The sequence below is a fragment of the Paenibacillus foliorum genome (assembly GCF_013141765.1).
GTDB lineage: Bacteria > Bacillota > Bacilli > Paenibacillales > NBRC-103111 > Paenibacillus_S > Paenibacillus_S foliorum.
Genome location: NZ_WHOD01000075.1, coordinates 1 through 20974 on the forward strand (window position 1 = coordinate 1; position 20974 = coordinate 20974).

Below are 20974 nucleotides of genomic sequence, written 5' to 3' on the forward strand. Positions count from 1 at the left end.
GCAGGTACTACTACAGCAATGCTAGCGGTACTCGCTTTGGAATTATCGGATGTTCTCGTTACCTCCAATACGAGATTCACGGTTGTTGCTTCTTTTGGAAGAGCAATGGTTCCATCCAGTGCAATAACACCTGTATCGCTTGATGTCATAATCGCTACGGTGAAGCCTGCCGGTACTGACGGAAGCGTTAGCGTAGCTACATCCTTCGCTGGTGCTGCAATCGTCGTAATTGTATCAGCAACCTCTGCTGCTGTCTTGCTAAGGGTTGGATTGCTGGAGCTTCTTCTGGAAGAACCTCCAGTCGGTGTTGTTGTGGTAACATCCGACTTAACACCATCCGCTACGGTGATTTTTGTCGGCTTCGTTTCAATTTTAACACCATCCACGTTGATTGAAGCGGTTTCAATTTTACCTGATCCTTTGACTTCAATTGGAGCATCTATTTTGAAGTTCGTAACGGACGAGTTTGACGCCATCTGCACGGATGTGCCTGCCGCCGATTTTTGTATGTCGACATTCGCCACTATCCCACCAGAAAGGTCAATCGCTACCTTGGTTTGGACGTTTAGCTGGTTCACATTCCCCTCCAATACCTTCACGCTTGAGCCGACTGCTTTCTCCTTTACGTCGATCTTATTGACAGATCCATCTATCACCTGGACAGCCACACCTGGGGCCTCGACTGAAATGTTCGCAAAATTACCATCCAGTTTAATTTCTTGATCCGCAGACACCATCCCAATAATTTGGACGTCTCCGAAGCCTTTACCGGTTGCATTTTCAGCTTCCAGCTTAGCGCCGGAATTCAGCTGTACATGAGGTATATCGGATGATCCTTGCATAAGGATACGAATTTTGCCGTCACTTTTAACCACGAGCAACGTTCCTACCAAGTTAGAATTATTAATAACGATGCTATGCTCGCCTCCGCCTCGAACAACGGTACGGCCTTTTACTGTGACATTATCAAGGGAAACATTACCCTCTCCAACACCTGAAGTAATGTATAAATCACCTGAAATCGTCATGTTTTTCAGGTTTACGTCTTTGGTATTGATCACCAGATTGGAGTTCACATTACCGGTATAAGTGTTTGCCGCATATTTCAATTCACCGACAACGCTGTCGATCATTTTTACAAATTCTGCTCTCGTAATATTGGCCAATGGATCGAAAGAGCCGTCCTCACGACCCGAAACATATCCACCTTCAAGCAATGCATTGACGCTATCCTTGCTCCAGCTTGCAATTGTGCCTGCATCAGTAAAGCGATCTGACGCCTTGGTGTCCTGAGCCTTTAAATCAAATGCTCTGGAAAGAATCACCGCAGCCTCCTGACGGCTGATCGGCGCTTCAGGCTTGAAATTCCCCTTGTCATCTCCAACCACGATACCTGCCGCTACTGCTTTGGATATGTCTTGTGCATACCAGGCACTGGAGGATACATCGGGAAAGCTTTGAGTCGTCTTGCTCGGATAGGCAAAAACCCGGTTCACCAAGGAGGCAAATTCTGATCTTAAAATTGGCGTATTTGGCTTAAAGGTCCCGTCTTCATAGCCATTAATAATTCCTTTTTGAGACCAATTATTGATCTCCTTAGATGCCCAGTGACTGGAGATGTCTGAGAATGATACCTTTGCTGTTGAGTCAGCTAAATCCGCTATTGTCTTTGTTGTCTCGGCATTTGCCGTTAAGCCTGTCGATGCCATAGATAATACCATCGATAGTGCTAGGAACGAAGCAATCGTTTTCCTCGTCTTGCGCAGCATGTCAAATCCCCCTTATGAGTAGTAGTTCTATTATAAGGATTAGCTGGTTCATTTAGCGTTTAATATTTTAATATGATTGTTTAATTTCATATATATTTTATAAGTAATTGAATAAAAGGGGGGAGAAGGAGACCTCACATCATCGTACAGGCAGACACAAGTGCTTCATTATATGGGAGAAAATAAAAAGAAAAAACTGCATAGAATTAGATTCTACACAGCTTTCCTAACTTTTATATACAGTGAGTCAACAGCTCTTTAAACAACGTTGCTAAGCTTACTTCAATATTCTTTTCAGAATTGCTGCTGCTTCCGCACGGGATGAAATACCTTTAGGAATAAACTTTCCAGGTTCGCGTCCATTGACGAATTGAAGCGATGAGGCAGCACTTACAGAGGATTTTGCCCAATCTGCAATCTCCGAATCGTCGTTAAACGAAGTGACAGGAGCTCCTGCCGACTGCTTGCCCTTTATCGATTCATACGCGCGCATAATCATCGTCACCATTTCTTCGCGTGTAATTCGAGCATCTGGCTCAAAATTAATTTCGCTTTTACCTGTAACAATGCCTGATTTAACAGCGATAGAAATGGGCTCTGCATACCATTCATTAGAAGCTACATCAGTGAACTTAAGCTCTCCACGTACGGTCAGTTTTAACGCTCTTACTAACATCACCGTAAATTCTGCGCGTGTGACCGAACGTTCCGGCTCGAAGCTTGCCACTGAGCTGTCGAGAATGTGCTTCGACGTTAATTCCTGTATAACGCTAAATGCCCAATGGTTCGAAGATACATCAGCAAAATTCTTTTTAAATTCAAGAACCGCATATTTACTGAAATGATGAATTTCTGCAATCCATTGTCCGTTTACAACTTCTCCACCGACATATTCAACCGCGCCATTCTCCGCAATATTGTAGATTCCCGCCAAAGTCGTATTGAGAGAAGGGTCCATTTTTAAACGAATCGTCATCGGTTGATTGAATTGAGTTAAATACGTTGCTGTTCCATCTTTATTTACAAAGGATATGCCAAAATCGTATACTTCCCCGGAAAGCTTAAGCTCAGCTTGGCTGACAGCTAGTGCTCGGCCCATGGTAATTTTGGCATCGGATTCTGATAACGAAGTAACCTTTATTACGATGCTTCCATCCTTCAGATCGGCTTCAGGCACCAGACTTGTAAGTTGTTTGATTAGTTCTGTTGGTATGCCCAAGGTTACCTTATCCTTTATTATCGTTAATTGATTTTTTCCGATCAAATCAGCCGTGTTGACTGGGAGCCTGATTTCTTTTGCATCAGAAGGAATATGGATTAGCACATTGCCCCCAGAATCCGATTGTTTCAGCTCTTCGTCCTTAATTACTTGCTGTTCCTTATTATCAGAGGCAGGAGTGGCAGGCAGGCTATTGCTGCTCTTATTGCCTCGATTTCGGCCATAACTTGGATTAGGATCGCTTTCCAAAGTCTTAGCAACGACAGTCACAGCGATGCTTGCAGTACTCGCTTTGGAGCTATCGGAAGTTCTGGTTACTTCCAATTCGAGATTCACAGTTGTATCTATAGTTGGAGGAACAATTGTTCCATCAAGAGCAATAACTCCTGTGTTACTTGAAGATTTGATCGCTACGGTAAAACCTGCTGGTACCGTTGGCAGCGTTAACGCAGCTGCATCCTTCGCCGGTGCTGCAATCGAAACAATTCCCGCTGCTACTGATGCCGCTGTAATATCGACTACACTTTTCGCCGGTACTACCACTTCAATAATATCGGTAGCTGCTGACTCTCCATCGGAAGTTCGAGTTACCTCAAACACCAGCGATACGGCAGTATCCGCAGCAGGCGGGTAAATCGTGCCATTTGCATCTATGACGGATGGGTCGTACGTTTGTTGAATCGCGATCGTATATCCTGCAGGTACGACTGGCATGATTAAACGTGTAGCGTCTTTTGCAGGTACAGGAATCGATCTAATCGCATCAGCTATCGTCTGTGGATCCGTTTCTATTACCATGACATTGGCTACAGCTGGAATCATTGTGCTATAGACGGCTCCCTGTACGGTAAAGCTTCCTACAGATGCATACTGGCTTGGGTCGATACTATTCCACTTTACACTAACCGCTTTAGTAGTATTGTCGTTGTATACCGCAGTTACGACCGAAGGCAATAGAGGAGCCACAGCGGGTGATGTAGTGACGTTGACCGGCTGGATGTCCGTAATAATTTGTTCAGGAATTAATTTAATATAGTCAATAACAAATTCATTTGTTTTGGTCATTGCCGGGTTTTTGCCTACGATCTCAAATTTAAAGGTATGGTTGCCCGAAGTGAACGTATGCTTGCCAAGACTTGTGGAGAGATAGCCTGCGTTAGCCGTAGCAACATATTGATCGACTGGAGCTCCAAGAGCCCCTCCATCCACATAGGTCTGGAAAATTCCTCTGGCATCATTTCTCTTATAGCCAAATACGACCTCGTATTTGCCGGCTGTTGGGACGTTTCCTGTAAATTCAACATATTGATCTTTGAGTGCAGTAAAGGTAATTTGTAAATTTTCGCCCCCGCTTGCAACGGTTTCCTTATTTGTCTTCTTTGTTAAATTTGAAGGGTTGGATAAGGCAAGATCCTTCTCTTCAAAGAGAATAAATGAACCTGATCCTTGTTGGCTTGTTCCCGGTACGATTACCGAAATGCTGCCAGTATCCTTTGTGACACCGTCAGAAGTCCGTGCTACTTCCAGTACCAGCTTTACTGTAGTGTTGGAAGAGGGCGGGGTAATGGTTCCAGTCATCTGAATGACATCTGTATGATCCGAACTTTTGATTCTTATCGTGTATCCGGATGGTACTGAAGGTAGAGCTATACTTGTCGCACCTATAGCAGGAGCAGTAATGCTTGTGATTCCCGATGCGATACTTTGAATTGGATCCGAATCAGAAGCAATAAACCTTGCTTGCGCTTCATAGCCTTGCCCGTTTCCGCTAATGATTTTTGCTCGCAATGTCGTGGATTGGTTGAATGTTAGGCTCCCCGTATACAATGAAGAGCTGGCATTCGGTTCACTTCCATCTGTCGTATAGCGTATTTCCGCCTGCGGATCGGCAGCACCTAAAGTAACTTGCTGCGATCCATAAAATGTAGAGCCATACGGTGCGATCGACAGCTTGGATATTTTAAGAAGCCTTACGCCATGTGGTTCAATGCTTTCACTGTATGAAGTCCTAGTACCGATGATGGAATGAGACCACATATCACTAACAAGATAATTGCCGCTAAGCCCCAAATCGTTGGCGAAATCAATGCTTCTTGTTTGTGCCGTGTCCTCCCTGTTAAATAAAGCGACAACCCATGTACCGTCAGGCAGCCGGCCTTTCCATATTTGACTTAACGGGCTTTTCACATCTCTAGATAACGGTTTTCCCACAAAGCCCCTTTTATTCAGATCAATAATTTCTAAATTTTTATAATACCCATCATTACCAGCCATATTTTGATAGTTATCACCCATAAAGATGCTGCTTCCGGCCATTGCAAGCAAACTCATTCTCGTTTTCTTCTCTGCATCCGTACCACCAGAGCTCATAACGCTGAAGTCGCCATCCAGGACAACTTTGCCTGGACCCGACAAATCGGATAAGTAAACAAGACCGTCAAATAGATTATAAGCTGGCGGCCATGTATCCGCTCTAGTTGTGCCCCTATTGCGAAGGCTTGTGTGATACCAGACACCTGGCTGAGTAGAATCGGTCCTCCAGTCCTCGCTAGCTCTCAATAAATCAGCCGTTAAAACTTCATCAGCTGCATGATTTACATTATTGGTGTTAGCATAATATAAAATGATATCATTACCCGCAGCCTCTCTCATCCAATCGTATAATTTTTTTACAGCCTCATGCCCATATGCATTTTCGTAATACCGTAAGAAGTCGATTTTAAGCAAATCTACCCCTACACTAATGTAATATTTGATCATTCCCTGAACGTATTCCTTCGACCCAGGAGTGTCGGGATCGATCATGTATCTTGTTTGATGCATATATTTCGGATCATCCCTAATAATGCTACTCAGAGGAATATTTGTACCAACAACCTTCAAATTGGCAGGATCCTTAACAATATCCTGATGAAGCCATGAAGGATTATAATAGATCCCCAGCTTCAAGCCTTTTGAATGCACATAACCAGCCCAATATTTCCAATCATACTGCCAATCATTTTTGTAGTGAGTAATATATCCGTTTTCATTATGCTTCGTAGCATCGCCGACCCAACCATCTGCATTTATATACTCATATCCATAATCCAAGAAGTTGTCTGCAAGCCAATCTGCATTTGCCTTCATGCGCGCTTCGGTAAAGCTTGAACTGTACGGTGTGGCGTGCCATCCTAAAACGCCAGAACCTTTTTGAGTAAATACGGTGTCCGTTGCATATACGTATGCAGGAGAAATTGTGCCGCTTAAGATCATAATCATGGAAACGACTAATAGACACACCATTCTAAAATACCCATTTAGCTCTTTAGTTCTCATGTATCGGCTCCTCTTCTAGTAATTAAGCGATCTCGTTGGTGATATTTTTTTATTTCATTACGTGTTTCATCACATCCTATCCGCATCAAAATCACGTAAGCCCTTTCATTATAAAGAGAAACGTAACGGTATAGAGTTTAATATTTTTATGATATTGTTAAAAATGATTATGTATGGAACCTAATCAATAGTAATGCGGTACCCTCCCTACTAATAAAAAAAGCCTATCTGACCACTCATCGAAAGTGTCAGATAGGCTTTTTCACCACAAGTTTGAGCATTTATTCATCTTATTCGACATACGACATTTTAAGGATAGCAGCTACAGCTAGCAGCCTGATGACGCTTATACTGCCAGCTCTAAATCACACTATTGCGGCGTGATTGTTACGAGCAATCTTCGTCGCACCAACCATGTTGCGTAAGGAAGCGACCGTCTCTTCAAATCCGCGGGTCTTCAGTCCGCAATCCGGATTAATCCAGAACAGCTTAGGGTCCAATACCCGCAAAGCGCGTTCAATCATGCCGGTCATTTCCTCTACGCTCGGAATACGCGGACTGTGGATATCGTATACGCCTAAGCCGATACCCAGCTTGTAGGTATTCAACTCGAAGCTATGAATCAGTTCGCCGTGACTACGGGATGTTTCAATTGAAATTACATCAGCATCCATCGCTTCTATCGAATCAATCATGTCATGAAATTCGCAATAGCACATATGCGTATGAATTTGCGTTGTCTCCTGTACCGTGCAGGTCGCTATGCGAAAAGCTTTGACCGCCCAAGCAAGATAATCGGCTTGCTCTTCTTCCTTAAGCGGCAGACCCTCGCGAACCGCAGGCTCGTCGACCTGTATCATGCCAATGCCCGCTTGCTCAAGCGCCTCTACTTCTTGTCTAAGAGCATAGGCCAATTGGTAGGCGATTTGCTCGCGCGGGATATCCTCGCGAACAAACGACCAATTCATTATTGTAATCGGTCCCGTTAGCATTCCTTTAACAGGATGTTGGGTAAGTGACTGAGCATACTTGGTTTCTTTGACGGTCATTTCCCCTGTGAACGCTACATCCCCGAAAATAACCGGCGGTTTAACACAACGAGAGCCGTACGATTGCACCCATCCGTTCTGCGTAAATGCGAAACCCGCGAGCTTCTCGCCAAAAAACTCGACCATGTCGGTTCGCTCAAACTCTCCGTGCACGAGAACATCCAAGCCAATTTCCTCCTGAAGCTTGATCCAGATATCGATTTGCTCCCGGATAAAGTCCGTATACTGCTTATTGCTCCATTCATCCTTGCGCCACAATTGACGCGCCTTCCGCACCTCTGCGGATTGCGGAAAGCTGCCGATTGTCGTTGTCGGAAAAAGCGGCAATTGCCATTTCGCCTGCTGAGCGGCATGACGCTCGGCAAAAGGCTGGGAGCGGTTCGGCTGTTGAGAACTAACCGCAGCGACAGCATGCTGAATACTACTGCGGTTGCGCTCTTCTGACAGCTGGAGCGCCTGAATAGCAACTTCACATTTTTCCAGTTCGTCTATGATCCCGACATCGTTTGAAGAGACTGCTTTCGTTAAAAGGACAAGCTCGTCCAGCTTTTCCTCCGCAAATGCGAGAGAATCCTTAAGTTCAGATGTGAGCTTAGTCTCACGAGCTGCTGTTACAGGAACATGGAGTAAGCTGCACGACGATTGCACGATTAGGCGTTCGACCGTTACGAATTCAGCGAGCTCTTCCAGCAGCTCCAGTTTCCCCCGAAGTGACGCCTTCCAGATACCGCGGCCATCGATGACTCCTGCACCTAAAACCTTGTCCGCCGGAAAACCCAGTGCTTTAATCGACTGCATATTGCCTGAAAACCCGTGCACGAAATCCAGCCCTATTCCTTTGACTGGCAGCGCAACAATGTCGCGGTAGTTCTCTACCGATTCAAAATAGGTTTGAAGCATAATGTTCAGATTGGGTACTGAAGCGGCAAACGCTTCGTAGATGGTCTTCAGCCGCTGAACGTCAGCCTCGCTCAGCTTCGTTACGAGAATCGGTTCGTCTATCTGTACCCATTGAACACCTTCTTCCGCAAGCTCCTGAAGTATCTGAACATAGAGCGGAAGCAAGCGATCGAGCCAGGCGTCGGTCTCCGAAATATTGTACCCTTTTGACAGCTTCAGAAAGGTCAACGGTCCTACGATAACCGGCTTCCCCTCGATACCAAGCTTCTCCTTAGCTTCCCTATAGGCTGTAAGAGGCTTATTTTCGTTAAGCACCGGTGATACACCGGCCAGTTCAGGTACTATATAGTGATAATTGGTGTTAAACCACTTGGTCATTTCACTTGCTGCGGCACCCTTCGTACCCCGGGCAACACCGTAATAGACAGACAAGGGAACGATTCCACCCTCATAAGCAAAACGTTTCGGAATAATGCCGAACATGGCGGCTGTATCAAGAATATGATCGTAATAGCTGAAATCATTGACTGGAATGAAATCGATGCCTTTCTCCTGCTGCTTACGCAAATGATTCAACCGAATCTCCTGTAGCTGACTGTGAAACTCTTCTTCCTCAAGCTTGCCTGACCAGAACGATTCGAGCGCTTTCTTCCACTCCCGATCAGCGCCAATACGCGGATATCCCAATACACTGCTTTTCACCATCTTGTAAAATTCTCCTTTGCAAATTGTTACAAAAAAGATATCACAGATCAGCAGGTATAGCGTAACTGGATTAAACTATATCTAGTTATAGCCTGTAGCTATATCAGACCTTTATTGGGATATTGCCTCTTTGAGCGCTTCTATATACGCTGTTCCTAGCTTGGATAACGAAGCATTTCTATGGGAGATCCAACCTACATTAATGGTTTCCTCACAATCCAAAGGTACCGGAATAATCTCATTTCCATTCAAATCAGCACTTAGTACCCCTGTCGATATGGTATATCCATTCAAACCGATTAATAAATTGAAAAGCGTTGCCCTGTCATTAACACGGATACTTTTCTTATGTGTCATCGTGCTAAGAATTTCTTCTGAAAAATGAAAGGAATTATACTCTCCTTGATCAAAGGACAGATACGGATAATTCTGAAGCTGATCAATAGTCACGATGGATTGCGCTGCAAGCGGGTTTTTAATACTGATGAATATATGCGGCTTAGCCGTTAATAAACTGTTGAATTGCAAATTTGCAGTCTTGAGTAGCTTATTGATTACTTTCCCATTGAATTCATTGAGGTATATAATCCCGATCTCGCTGCGTAAACTTTTGACATCTTCGATGATTTCATAGGTTTTGGTCTCACGCAATGCTAAATCGTACTCTTCTTGACCATACTCGCGGATCAGACTCACAAATGCATTAACCGCGAAAGCATAATGCTGAGTGGAAACCGAGAAATGCTGCGGGGAAGGCTTGGCATTAAGGTACCGACTTTCCAATAATTCCGCTTGTTCGACTACTTGCCGGGCGTAGCTTAAGAATTCAACCCCCTCCTTAGAAAGCGATATTCCTTTATTGGATCTTTCAAAAATCGCAAGCTGCATTTCTTCTTCCAGATCCCTAATCGCATTTGAAAGGCTGGGCTGAGAAATAAACAGCCTCTTGGCAGCTTCGTTAATGGATCCGCGATTGGCGACCTCAATAACGTACTTTAATTGTTGTAGAGTCAATGGAATCCTCCTTAAAGCTCAAACTGGCTAACTATTCACTTCATTCCATTATACATTTAAACGAACCTTTTACTTTTATTCAGGATATATTCATTAGACTGACCCCAAAAACGAAACGCAGCAGCCATGGACAAGAAAATAAAGTCCTAGACTGCTGCTGTTTTATTGAAATGCGAACTAAAAGGAATGCACTTAGGGAAAGGCTGACCTGAAGAATGGAAGAACCGTGAAGCTGTCGCGGATCATATGTACGATTGAGTCAAAGTTAGGGTGATAATTCAAAATGGAAGGGGGGTATATTTAACGTGATTAAGATAGTTTTGTTCCCTAGAATTACTCAACGCTCTTCCCCCATTCGACAGGTTGTTCGAGAATTACCCCGTCTGTCTCCACCCATTGGGTAAGGCTGTTCTCTTTGGCTTGAATAACGATAAAATACAGGTCTTCCGAAGTGGACGTATTCCGCAACGCTCTCACCCCTTTAGGAGTAATTCGAACTGAAGTTCCTTCGAACACATCAAATTCGTTTCCGTCCACTTGAAATTGACCTTGTCCTTTAAGAAAGATGTAGAGCTCCTCATTCTCTAGATGTTTGTGATAGAAGGGAACTTCTGCCTTTGGTGGCAGATTATTGAGTGAAACTTCCATACTCGTAAGTTCTAAGGAATCTTTTAGAAATATTTTTCCTTTTAGCATTCCTTCCGTGACGTTTCCAAAATTCGAAAATGCACCTGCATGGTTAACTGAGTAATTCGCTTGATTATGCTCCAATTTGTTCACCTCACCTTAGATCTAATTGTATCAGTAACAGAGTGATAACTGTCCTTCGAAGAGTGACCCCAAAGACGCCCTCGTCATTGCAGACGTTGTCAGCCGTGATAATTTACTACGATTACACTCGTCAAGTCCTGCACTTTCAGAGGTTCAGCCTAAACCAATGTTAAACTAAAAGGCTGGCAGGGTTTTACCTGTTTCGAGCAGGCTCTTTAAATTGCTAAGAATGGCAGGCCAGCCATTATTAAACCCTTCAAACTTGCCTTCATCTTTGTGAATATCCTTTTCTAATAAATCCTCGTGTCGGAGCGTCAGTTTTATAGTAGAGTTCATGGGTGTTAATTCATAAGTAACCTTAGAGAATCGCTCTCCTTCAACGTCTTTGATGCTCCAGGTGACTGTGAGTAAACGATACGGCTCACATACAAGAACTTCACCATAATGTTCAGCCATATCTTTATTCATCAATTTGAAGCTGGAACCAACTTGCCAATCTGAAACAATTTCACGACCAAAAAAATACTGCCTGGTGAATTCACTGTTAGTTAAGGCTGCCCAAAGCTTCTCCGGTGTAGTTGCGATGTAAGTCGCATAAACGAATGAAGTTTTATTCACGATTAGAATCCTCCTCTAAGGCTTGCTTTAGTGTGTTTAATGCCTCAACCCGGTGACTCTCAAACTTCCCGATCCAGCGTTGATAAATTTCCCCGATAGGTACTGGATTGAGATAATGCAGCTTTTCACGGCCTTTCCAAACGACAGTAACAAGATTTGCCTCTTCCAGTAGCAGAAGGTGCTTTGTAACAGCTTGACGAGACATAGTCATTTTTTTGCAAAGTTCCCCTAAGGATTGTCCGTTATTCACGAACAAGAGGTCGAGTAATTCTCTGCGTGTTCCATCAGCAAGTGCTTTAAAAAGTTTGTCCATGATTCTATTATATGCAACAAATTAGTTGCATGTCAAACCTACTAAAAAAAACTGTAGCATCTGTGCAGGAACTATGCCGTGGTAAATCTTATAGAGTTACGTTTCAGTTCTAACATACTAATCATTTAATCCCTTTCCATTGAGAATTTCCAGCATACATTTTTCAACTCTTGACTCTCGAGTTTTGGATTGTTTGGGTTCAGAAAAATAAAGAATGTAGGCTCTTTGCCGTCCCGGCGTCAATGCTTCAAAAGCAGCTTTAAGGCAGGGATTTCATCAAATTTATTTTGAAATTCTTCAGAATTTAAGGAATTGATTGGTATTGTTGTTCATTTGATGACAAAAGCCAAATCGCGTGGCATCTATTTGGATGAAGTTGAAGAAGGGGGTTCGAATCCCTCCCCCAACCATAGAAATGTACTCGTACTGGTGGGTTTCTTACTTCAGCACCACTATGCAGTGCAACTAACTTTATTTTTTTGCAGCGCCGGGTACTGCTTCTGGAATACTGTCGGCTTGGTTAGACTGAGTCTCTCCGATTGGTCGTACGTGCCGAAGCCGCGTAACGACAAGGACGACGATAGCAAGCATGATAGCGCCGCTGGCTGCCGCAACGGCGTGCATCCCGTCGGTAAAGGCTTCACGTGCGCCTGTGAGCAGTGCCTTGCCGACTTGTTCGGAGAGGCCTTCCGCAATAGCCGTGGCACCGGCCAAGCTGTCGCGGGAAGCTTGTACCGCGGATGCCGGCAAGTCGGCGGGAATAGAGTTCGCCACCTGATTGCGGTAAACGACCGTCCCGATGCTGCCCAAGACTGCGATGCCCAGCGCGAAGGCGAATTCGCCGCTGGTTTGCAGCATGGAGGCCGCAGATCCCGCCTTCTCCGGCGGGGCTGAGCCGATGACAAGGTCGCTGGACAGGCTTGGGAGCGGAGCTGCACCTATACTGAAGCAGATGTACCCGAGCACCAGAAACGTGAGACCTGACTCAACCCCCACCTGGGTCAGCAGAAAACAGCCCGCGGTCGATACCAATAGACCCGCTCCGATAAGACGGGCCGGTCGGATCCGGCGTGCGATAAGCGGCGAGAGAAGCATACCAGCCATCGAGGCAATTACCCCGGGGAGCATATACAACCCTGCCTGAAGCGGCGACATTCCTTGCACGAATTGAAGGTACTGCGCGATGAAGAGCATGGTCGCTCCTGTCAGTGTAATACCGAACATGCCCCCCAGTGCAGCGCTGAATCCGGGACTCGCGAATAGGCGCAGGTCCAGCAGGGGACTCGTCAGCCTGCGCTGCCGCGACACGAACACCGTGCCGAGGGCGATCCCCGCCAGTATTAACAGCGCCGGCACCATCTGCAGACCGTACTTGGCAATTTCCTTGAGGCCGTATATGACCGGCAGGATGGCACCCAGCGATAACGCGACACTGGTCAAATCCAGCCGGCCGGATTCGGGGTTCCGGTATTCGGGCAGCAACATGGGTCCCGTTATTAGTAGAAGCAACATGACCGGCACGCCCAGAAGGAACACCGAGCCCCACCAGAAGTGATCCAACATGATACCTCCAACCACCGGCCCGAGGGCCATGCCGCCCATGGAGCACGTTAACCATATGCCGATGGCGAGGGAGCGCTGCTTATGGGAACGGAACATGTTGCTTATCAAGGCTAGTGTAGAAGGCGATATAGTCGCCCCGGCTATGCCGAGTACTGCGCGTGCCGCAATGAGCATCTCAGCGCTTCGGGAGAATGCAGCCAATATCGAGGCTATGACGAATGTGGCCCCTCCGATCAACAGCAGTTTGCGGCGGCCTATCCGATCTCCCAGCATCCCCATTGTGATCAAGAAACCGGCGAGCATAAAGCCGTAGATGTCGATGATCCACAACTGCTGGGCGCTGTCGGCGCCGAGGTCGGCGCCAATGTGCGGCAGTGCGAGAATCATTACGGAGAGATCGATTGAGACAAGAAGGGCGGGCAGGGCAAGAACCATGAGCCCGACCCATTCACGCATGCCGGCCTGCATCTCAGTCCCGTTCATAGCGTTCGTCATTCGGTCTTCAAAAAATCGCCCAGCTTATCCAGCATATATCTCGTCCCGTGCTCGCGCTGTTCCGGCGCATCATGACCATCAAGGAAGGCGCCTTGTTCAGTGTAGATAAGCTGTGTACCGCTGACCGCCGGCCTGATTTCCACTGTCGTCACGGAGACCGATATCCGTGTCTCTCCCAGGTCCATGATGTAGGTATAAACGATGCGATTGTTCTGCACGATCTCTTGGTAGCAGGCGTCGAAAGTGTAGATCGCCCCTCCCGGCGGGCCTCCGCGGTTAATCTCCCGCCCGCCGATTCGGAAGTCGAACTCTTCGGCTTTAGGGAACCATTGGGCTTTGGTCGACGCATCCGACCAAGCGGCGAATACTCGCTCGGGTGATGCGTTATAATCACGCTCGATAACAAAAGTAGAGTGTTTTACGGAACGTTCGTTCACAGTCTATTTAGTCCTCCCTTAGGTCGGCTCATCCGGATGCTCTTCAAGATAATCACCAAGCCGGTCGAGGTGTGAATCCCAGATCGCTTTCCGTTCGGCGAAATATTTCTCATGATTCATCCTTATGGCGCCCAATATTTTGGTATAATCTAGAATTGTCAAGGATTCTTTACTCTGCATAATGCTTGTTAAACGCTCTAATTCCTGTAAAATCTTCTGTTGAACGCTTATATTTTCTTTTAGACGAGCAATCTGAAGGGAGACGATATCTGACAGGCTGAAATGATCGCCGACAACTACTGATTTGATCTGATCCAGCGACAAGCCAAGCTCCTTCATTGACAGAATTAGTTGCAGGCGTGCAATATCGGATTCGGTATAGATCCTGTGCCTGGAGTGAGTATGACCGGATGGCAACAAACCGATCTGGTCGTAGTATCGCAATGTCCGAACCGTTAATCCTACTAATTTTGCAAGTTCTCCAACTTTCCACTCCCGTTTCATGATCATCCCCTTTTTTTTCGCGCGAGGTTTTACCGGTATCCACATCATAATTCATTACGTTACGTAAGTTTCAAGTGCAAAATGAAAATTTTTAAATATTTGCATGAAAAAGGGATATAGTTCTTTAGGGACCTAGTGCCGAAGGGCCCAATAATTAAATATGTGAAACAATACAATGCGCTCACCAACCCTTTAGTTTAATGCTTTCCCCGATGTGGGATGTAACATATAGCCCCATTGTTATGGAATATTAATTAGTGATTCTTTATTGAACCATTGGCTGGTCATATTCGGAAACCCAAATACATCGTCTAATGTGATGAGTATAAAACAACCTTGCTTACCTCGAACAACAAATTCGACATCAGAATCAACTCATTTCGTTGTAACTTGTTACAGTTCTGATCACTTAACTTGCCCGTTAGCACAACGCCTTCGATAGTGTTATAAGGGAGAGAGGGTGCCGATCGGCTGCGTACTTTGTTTTCTGTAATTATGGGCTTCTCTAGTTTGTTAAGCCCACTTGATTGATATTATAAGAAACCGTTTTGCCTTTTAGCAAAGATTTACAAAGTTCAATCTGACATGGTATATGTTCACGTATCCACATATGCTTTTCTTTTCTACTTACCAGAAATGCGTAGTATTCGCTTATATTCAAAAACATCAAGTCCTCTAACTGTGCGATGTCTATTTTTCCGGAAATAATATTAGTGTAGCCGGAAAGCAGATCATCCCGTAATTCATATTTAGTAAATAGGGCACCCATAGCGACATCACTTGCGTAATATCCAAACCCCGATAATCCAAAGTCAATGAATGAAATTCCCCTTGATGTGCGGATTAAGTTGCTATAGTGAATGTCAGCATGGATGAATCCCCATGTCTCGAAACTTTTGCTCAACCCTTTCATACGATCGGTTACCAGCGAAAATGCATTTTCAAGAATTTGAAATTCTTCGGTGGCGATAATACCCATTTTTTCGCCTGATCGCAATTTGGTCAACATGTTATTTACCCACGCTATCTCATATTCGGGTCTTATAAAACTTGAACCATATTTAAAACTCTGCGAAAACTGATGTAAATATGCAATATGCTTCCCCAAGGTACTAACCATTTCCTCACTGGTGAAATCTCTCTTGGACATGGTTTCCCCGAAAATCCATTTCAAGACGGAACAATACACTTCTTCGCATTCAATGACAACGCTTGTTACTAGTTCACCGCTTAGATTCGGAACAGGGATTTGAACAGGTAATTCGGAATGAGACGACCAAGCTAACAAATATTCTAGTTCCGATTGAATCGCCTCACGCATGTTTTGTACACCCTGCATGTTTTTTGTTATTGGTTTATGCATTCGCAACAAGTAAGTATCTTCAGATCCCTTTTCTGTTACCTTGTAAGTAATGTTTTCATTATGACGAATAAATTCCACAATAGGGTCGATAAAAGAATATTTCAGTATAACTTCCTTAAAACACTTCGTATAATCCATGGAATGTCACTCCTTAGCATAGTAAACTATCCTCCCGTTTGTTAGATCAAACCATCTAAAACTGAAAAACGATGGACCATATCCACCTCTACTCTCACGTTTCTCGTTTTAGGCAATTTGTCCAACCACATTCACTCCATTTTATGATAGCAATCCGATTCCTTTACAACAACAAAATTACCATATATTGGTGGATGTACACCTACTTTTGAACTAACCTGCCCTTTAGCTTAATGTCTTAGCTACAATGTAGGGAGTTTTGTGCATTTTCAAATGACACAAATCCCCCTACATAAAAATAAAAAGCCTGATTCCTCAAAGCTTTTCTTCGATATGTTATGTAGGCACATTGTGTCATTGGACAACAAAATATTCACCCTGTTGTTAGTACGTTTAGGTGCTTGAGAAGATTTTTAGCAAGTAGATAAATGAATTTAGGCCCCTAACAGATATTCTTTCTGTAGGGGCCTAAATTCATTTGTTTGGATATCATTCACAGTCCTTGAACAAATCGCGAAATTAATGTATGTACACCAATCTCTCATTTCTCAATTTAGCTGTCATGATTTTAATTTCTATAATTTCATCGACTTCTTTTCGGTCTAACTCATCTAATAATTTATTATTAGAGAGTGAGGTTACTTCTTGTTCTGAAATTAATGAAGAAGGCCACACCTTAACCAAGTCACTTTCATCAAAAATCAGTTCATCAATGCTACAGTTAAATTGTGACTTTATTGATTAATATTGTTTCTAAAGAAGGATTACAATTTCCTTGCTCAATCTCACTTAAGTTCCTTGAGAAATACCAATACGACTAAAAACTCCACTTGGTTTAAGTTATTAAGCCTTCTTAATTTTTTAATAGCTGCACCAATCATTTTCATAATTTTCTCTCCCCCTAAAAATGCATGCCCCGACCTCTTAGTACGGGACTTGAAAAGAGAGTAAAAATTTATCTGTGTTAAGTCCCATGCATTTCACTTTGTTCTATTTAGAAAGTCCCGATCAATTAAATATTGATCGGGACTAAATTAATAAAAGAACTATGACACTTGCTTTTGAAACAACACTTTGTTGTAATTCATCAATTCCTCAAATACAAACATTATTATTTATTTTAAGAAGACACAAACAACCTTACTCCACGGTAACACTCTTCGCCAAATTACGCGGTTTATCAACGTCATTGCCACGTGCAAGCGATGCGTAGTAAGCAAGCAACTGAAGAGGTACAACTGACAAGGCTGGGCTAAGCAGCGGCAGCGTATGCGGAATCGAGAATACTTGATCAACTGCCTTCACCAATTCCGTTTCACCCTCGGCATGCAAGCCGAAGACGTAAGCGCCGCGAGCCTTCACTTCCTTGATATTGCTCACAGTTTTCTCAAACAGATCATCCTGTATAGCCAAGGCAATTACTGGAACGCCTTCCTCGATCAGAGCCAATGTACCGTGCTTCAATTCACCGGCTGGGTAAGCCTCAGAATGAATGTAAGAAATTTCCTTTAGTTTCAAGGAGCCTTCCAAAGCTACAGCATAATCCAATCCCCGACCAATAAAGAACAGGTTGTTATGCGAGGCTACTTGCTCCGCCCAATCCTTGAATGCTTCGCCTTGCTCCAGGATTTGTTCCACCTTAGCCGGTAGCTCCTTCAGCTCAGACACTACGCTCGCGATATATTCGGCTTCCTGAGAGCCTAACGTTTGCGCCAAATATAAGCCAAACAAGTAAAATGCAATCAGTTGAGACGTATATGCTTTAGTAGAAGCAACAGCGATTTCTGGTCCTGCCCAAGTTACGATAACATCGTCCGCTTCACGCGCAACTGAGCTGCCGACAACATTAGTGATAGCAACAACACGTGCTCCGCAGCGTTTAGCTTCCCGAAGGGCAGCTAATGTATCTGCTGTTTCACCAGATTGGCTGACAACGATAACCAGTGTGTTAGGTGTGATGATTGGTGAACGGTAACGATACTCCGAAGCTACATCCGTCTCTACTGGAATACGCGCAAGCTTCTCAATAATGCTTTTGCCAACCAGACCTGCATGATAAGCTGTACCGCAAGCAATAATGTGGACCTGCTGAATCGATTTGACCTGCTCTGCTGTCATCTTAACTTCATTTAATACAACCTTAGTTCCGGATTCATCGATCCGACTGCCCATGGTATCACGGTAAGCCTTTGGCTGCTCGTAAATTTCCTTTAGCATAAAGTGATCGAATCCGGCTTTTTCTGCGGTAATAATATCCCAATCGACATAAAATAATTCCCGGGAAATAAAATTGCCCTCCAGCGTCATCAATTCGACACCGTCTTTCGTCAAAACTGCCATCTCACCGTCATTCAGTATATACACATTTCGTGTATACTCCAAAATAGCTGGAATATCGGAGCCAATAAAATTCTCTCCTTCTCCAACGCCAATAATTAATGGACTCGAGTAACGAACTGCAACGAGCTTATCAGGCTCATACTCCGTCAATACACCCAGCGCAAATGCGCCATGCATACGAGTTACAGCCTTTTGTACAGCCTTAACGATATCTCCCTCATACAAGCTAGCAATCAGGTGAGAGATAACCTCTGTATCGGTTTCAGAAACAAATACATGCCCCAATGCTGTTAATTCTTCCTTCAAAGCTACATAGTTTTCGATGATTCCGTTGTGTACGACTGAAAACTTTTGGGAATTGTCCGTATGAGGATGCGAGTTAACATCCGATGGTTTACCGTGAGTTGCCCAACGTGTGTGTCCAATTCCAATGAATCCGTTCAAAGGCTCTACGTCTAATTTGTTTTCCAAATTGACTAGTCTGCCTTTAGCTTTTTTGATTTGCAAGCCTTCTTCTGTAAAAACAGCTAATCCAGCAGAGTCATAACCACGATATTCAAGCTTTTTCAAGCCTTCAATTAATATATTTTGAGAATTACGTTTACCTACATATCCAACGATACCGCACATAAGGGATAGAACCTCCTGAATTTAGAAAAGCCAAATAACCGTTCGATCATGTTGGACTCTTGTGCATCCGGTCGCCCAGATGGTTTGCTTTCCAACTTAACGGTAGCATCGTCTACCGGAAGGTCCCCGCCGAATGTTTCGAACACCTTCACCTCGTCAACTTGCGAGCGGCTGTCCGTGCAAGGACTACATACCATTCTTTCAAAAAGAACCGGTAATCCTAGCCGACACCCCCACAAGCTCTGGCGCTGTTATGATTGCAACTCCTATCCACCTTTCCATTTTCAAAATAAAAAAAGCATACTAACATCTTATTCATTTTCATAACCAAGTGCAACAACAATTTTCAAACTGTTTTCATAATCAATTTTCATGAAAAATCCCCCAATGATAAGCATCAGGGGGATTCTAGAATAAAGAATAATTGCCAATTTCCTTATAACAATCGATGGCCCGATATCTTTAAGTACACCCTACTAGGACAGTTCTCTCTCGATGATGTCCGCTATATCCTGCACATACGCTTCTACTTGAGCTCTATCGGGACCTTCAGCCATAACGCGAATCAATGATTCGGTACCTGACGGTCTAACTAGCACGCGGCCGTTATCTCCGAGCTCTTGCTCCACCTTACGGATTGCATTCTCAATAGTAGGGTTATCTTTCCATTTGCTTTTATCCGCTACGCGCACATTGACCAGCTTTTGCGGGTATTTACGCATAATTTGCTTCAATTCGCTTAAGGATTTACCCGATTGCACCAACGTATCCATCAGCTGAAGTCCTGTAAGAATACCGTCTCCGGTTGTATTGTAATCCAAGAAAATCACATGCCCTGACTGTTCTCCTCCGAGATTGTAGCCGCCCTTGCGCATTTCCTCCATCACATAGCGATCGCCAACCGCTGTTTGAGCCGCCTTCAGTCCAACCGCTTCAATACCTTTGAAGAATCCAATATTACTCATAACTGTAGTTACTATCGTATTATGCTTCAGCAAGCCTGCCTGATTCATCGCATATCCGCAAATGCTCAAGAGAAAATCTCCGTCTACCTCGGCGCCGGTTTCATCAATAGCAATCAGTCGATCAGCGTCACCGTCAAAAGCTAAGCCAAGCACAGCCTTATGCTCCAGTACGGCCTTTTGTAATGCATCTGGATGCGTGGAACCGCATTGGTCATTAATGTTGCGGCCATTCGGCTCAGCACCTATTGTAATCACCTCGGCGCCCAGCTCCTCGAACACCTTTGGCGCTAGCTCGTAGGCAGCCCCATGAGCGCAATCGAGCACAATCTTGAAGCCTTTAAAAGAGGATTTTACCGAAGCTTTAACGTACTCTAAATATTTAAATTTAGCTTGATCGTCATCCGTAGCTGTTCCAAGGTCACCACCTGTTGGCCGCGGCAGTTCGTCCGTTTCAGCGTCCATCAGTCTTTCGATTTCCAGCTCTGTATCATCCGACAGCTTGAAGCCGTCTCCTCCAAAAAACTTGATTCCATTATCCTCTACAGGGTTATGCGAGGCAGATATCATAACTCCGGCATCCGCCTTCATAAGCCGTGTTAAATACGCAACTCCTGGCGTCGAAACAACTCCCAAGCGCACTACGTTGGCACCAATCGATAGCAGACCTGCCACCAGCGCAGCCTCAAGCATACTTCCTGAAATCCTAGTATCGCGGCCAATAACCACAGTAGGCTTCTCTACCTGTCCAGCCAGTACATATCCGCCGCAGCGGCCAATCTTGTAAGCTAATTCCGCAGTAAGCTCTTTGTTTGCTATACCGCGTACTCCGTCAGTACCGAAATATTTCCCCATATGTTTGTCTC

General features: G+C 44.5%; 14 protein-coding genes and 1 pseudogene. All 15 read right to left on the reverse strand.

Features of this window, described 5'->3' with window-relative positions; translation table 11 throughout:
• Positions 1-1769, reverse strand: a 1769-nt coding sequence (locus GC093_RS21090) for an S-layer homology domain-containing protein (RefSeq protein ID WP_171653889.1), incomplete at its 3' end; no start/stop codon positions are given.
• Between the two features lie 277 nt (positions 1770-2046).
• Complete coding sequence (locus tag GC093_RS21095) at positions 2047-6306, reverse strand: S-layer homology domain-containing protein (RefSeq protein WP_171653890.1); 4260 nt, start codon at positions 6304-6306, stop codon at positions 2047-2049.
• A 365-nt stretch (positions 6307-6671) separates the two neighbouring features.
• Complete coding sequence (gene metE, locus GC093_RS21100) at positions 6672-8960, reverse strand: 5-methyltetrahydropteroyltriglutamate--homocysteine S-methyltransferase (protein ID WP_171653891.1); 2289 nt, start codon at positions 8958-8960, stop codon at positions 6672-6674.
• A gap of 111 nt (positions 8961-9071) precedes the next feature.
• Entirely contained in the window at positions 9072-9974 is a 903-nt protein-coding gene (locus tag GC093_RS21105; protein WP_171653892.1) for a LysR family transcriptional regulator, read from the reverse strand.
• A gap of 333 nt (positions 9975-10307) precedes the next feature.
• Complete coding sequence (locus GC093_RS21110) at positions 10308-10754, reverse strand: cupin domain-containing protein (protein ID WP_376768671.1); 447 nt, start codon at positions 10752-10754, stop codon at positions 10308-10310.
• Positions 10755-10919: 165 nt separating this feature from the next.
• Positions 10920-11363, reverse strand: coding sequence for an SRPBCC family protein (locus GC093_RS21115; protein ID WP_171653894.1), 444 nt, complete (start codon positions 11361-11363; stop codon positions 10920-10922).
• Positions 11356-11676, reverse strand: coding sequence for an ArsR/SmtB family transcription factor (locus tag GC093_RS21120; RefSeq protein WP_171653895.1), 321 nt, complete (start codon positions 11674-11676; stop codon positions 11356-11358). Before GC093_RS21120 ends, GC093_RS21115 begins: the two co-directional genes overlap by 8 nt.
• 117 nt (positions 11677-11793) lie before the next feature.
• A pseudogene (locus GC093_RS21125) lies at positions 11794-11975 on the reverse strand (YdeI/OmpD-associated family protein); the annotation flags it as partial.
• Positions 11976-12147: 172 nt separating this feature from the next.
• On the reverse strand, positions 12148-13734 hold the full coding sequence (locus tag GC093_RS21130) for an MFS transporter (RefSeq protein ID WP_216624739.1): 1587 nt from the start codon (positions 13732-13734) through the stop codon (positions 12148-12150).
• Complete coding sequence (locus tag GC093_RS21135) at positions 13731-14171, reverse strand: SRPBCC family protein (protein ID WP_171653897.1); 441 nt, start codon at positions 14169-14171, stop codon at positions 13731-13733. Before GC093_RS21135 ends, GC093_RS21130 begins: the two co-directional genes overlap by 4 nt.
• A gap of 18 nt (positions 14172-14189) precedes the next feature.
• A complete protein-coding gene (locus GC093_RS21140) occupies positions 14190-14675 on the reverse strand; it encodes a MerR family transcriptional regulator (RefSeq protein WP_171653898.1) in 486 nt (161 codons plus the stop codon).
• A gap of 505 nt (positions 14676-15180) precedes the next feature.
• On the reverse strand, positions 15181-16176 hold the full coding sequence (locus tag GC093_RS21145) for a phosphotransferase enzyme family protein (RefSeq protein WP_171653899.1): 996 nt from the start codon (positions 16174-16176) through the stop codon (positions 15181-15183).
• 1140 nt (positions 16177-17316) lie between these two features.
• Positions 17317-19146, reverse strand: coding sequence for a glutamine--fructose-6-phosphate transaminase (isomerizing) (glmS, locus tag GC093_RS21150; protein ID WP_171653900.1), 1830 nt, complete (start codon positions 19144-19146; stop codon positions 17317-17319).
• The gene (locus GC093_RS21155; RefSeq protein ID WP_171653901.1) at positions 19122-19343 is read right to left on the reverse strand and encodes a hypothetical protein; all 222 of its coding nucleotides are present in this window, start codon (positions 19341-19343) and stop codon (positions 19122-19124) included. The genes glmS and GC093_RS21155 overlap by 25 nt, the downstream gene beginning before the upstream one ends.
• Before the next feature lie 279 nt (positions 19344-19622).
• Positions 19623-20963 (reverse strand): phosphoglucosamine mutase, encoded by a 1341-nt coding sequence (gene glmM, locus GC093_RS21160; RefSeq protein WP_171653902.1) that lies wholly within the window; start codon positions 20961-20963, stop codon positions 19623-19625.
• Positions 20964-20974 lie beyond the last annotated feature (11 nt).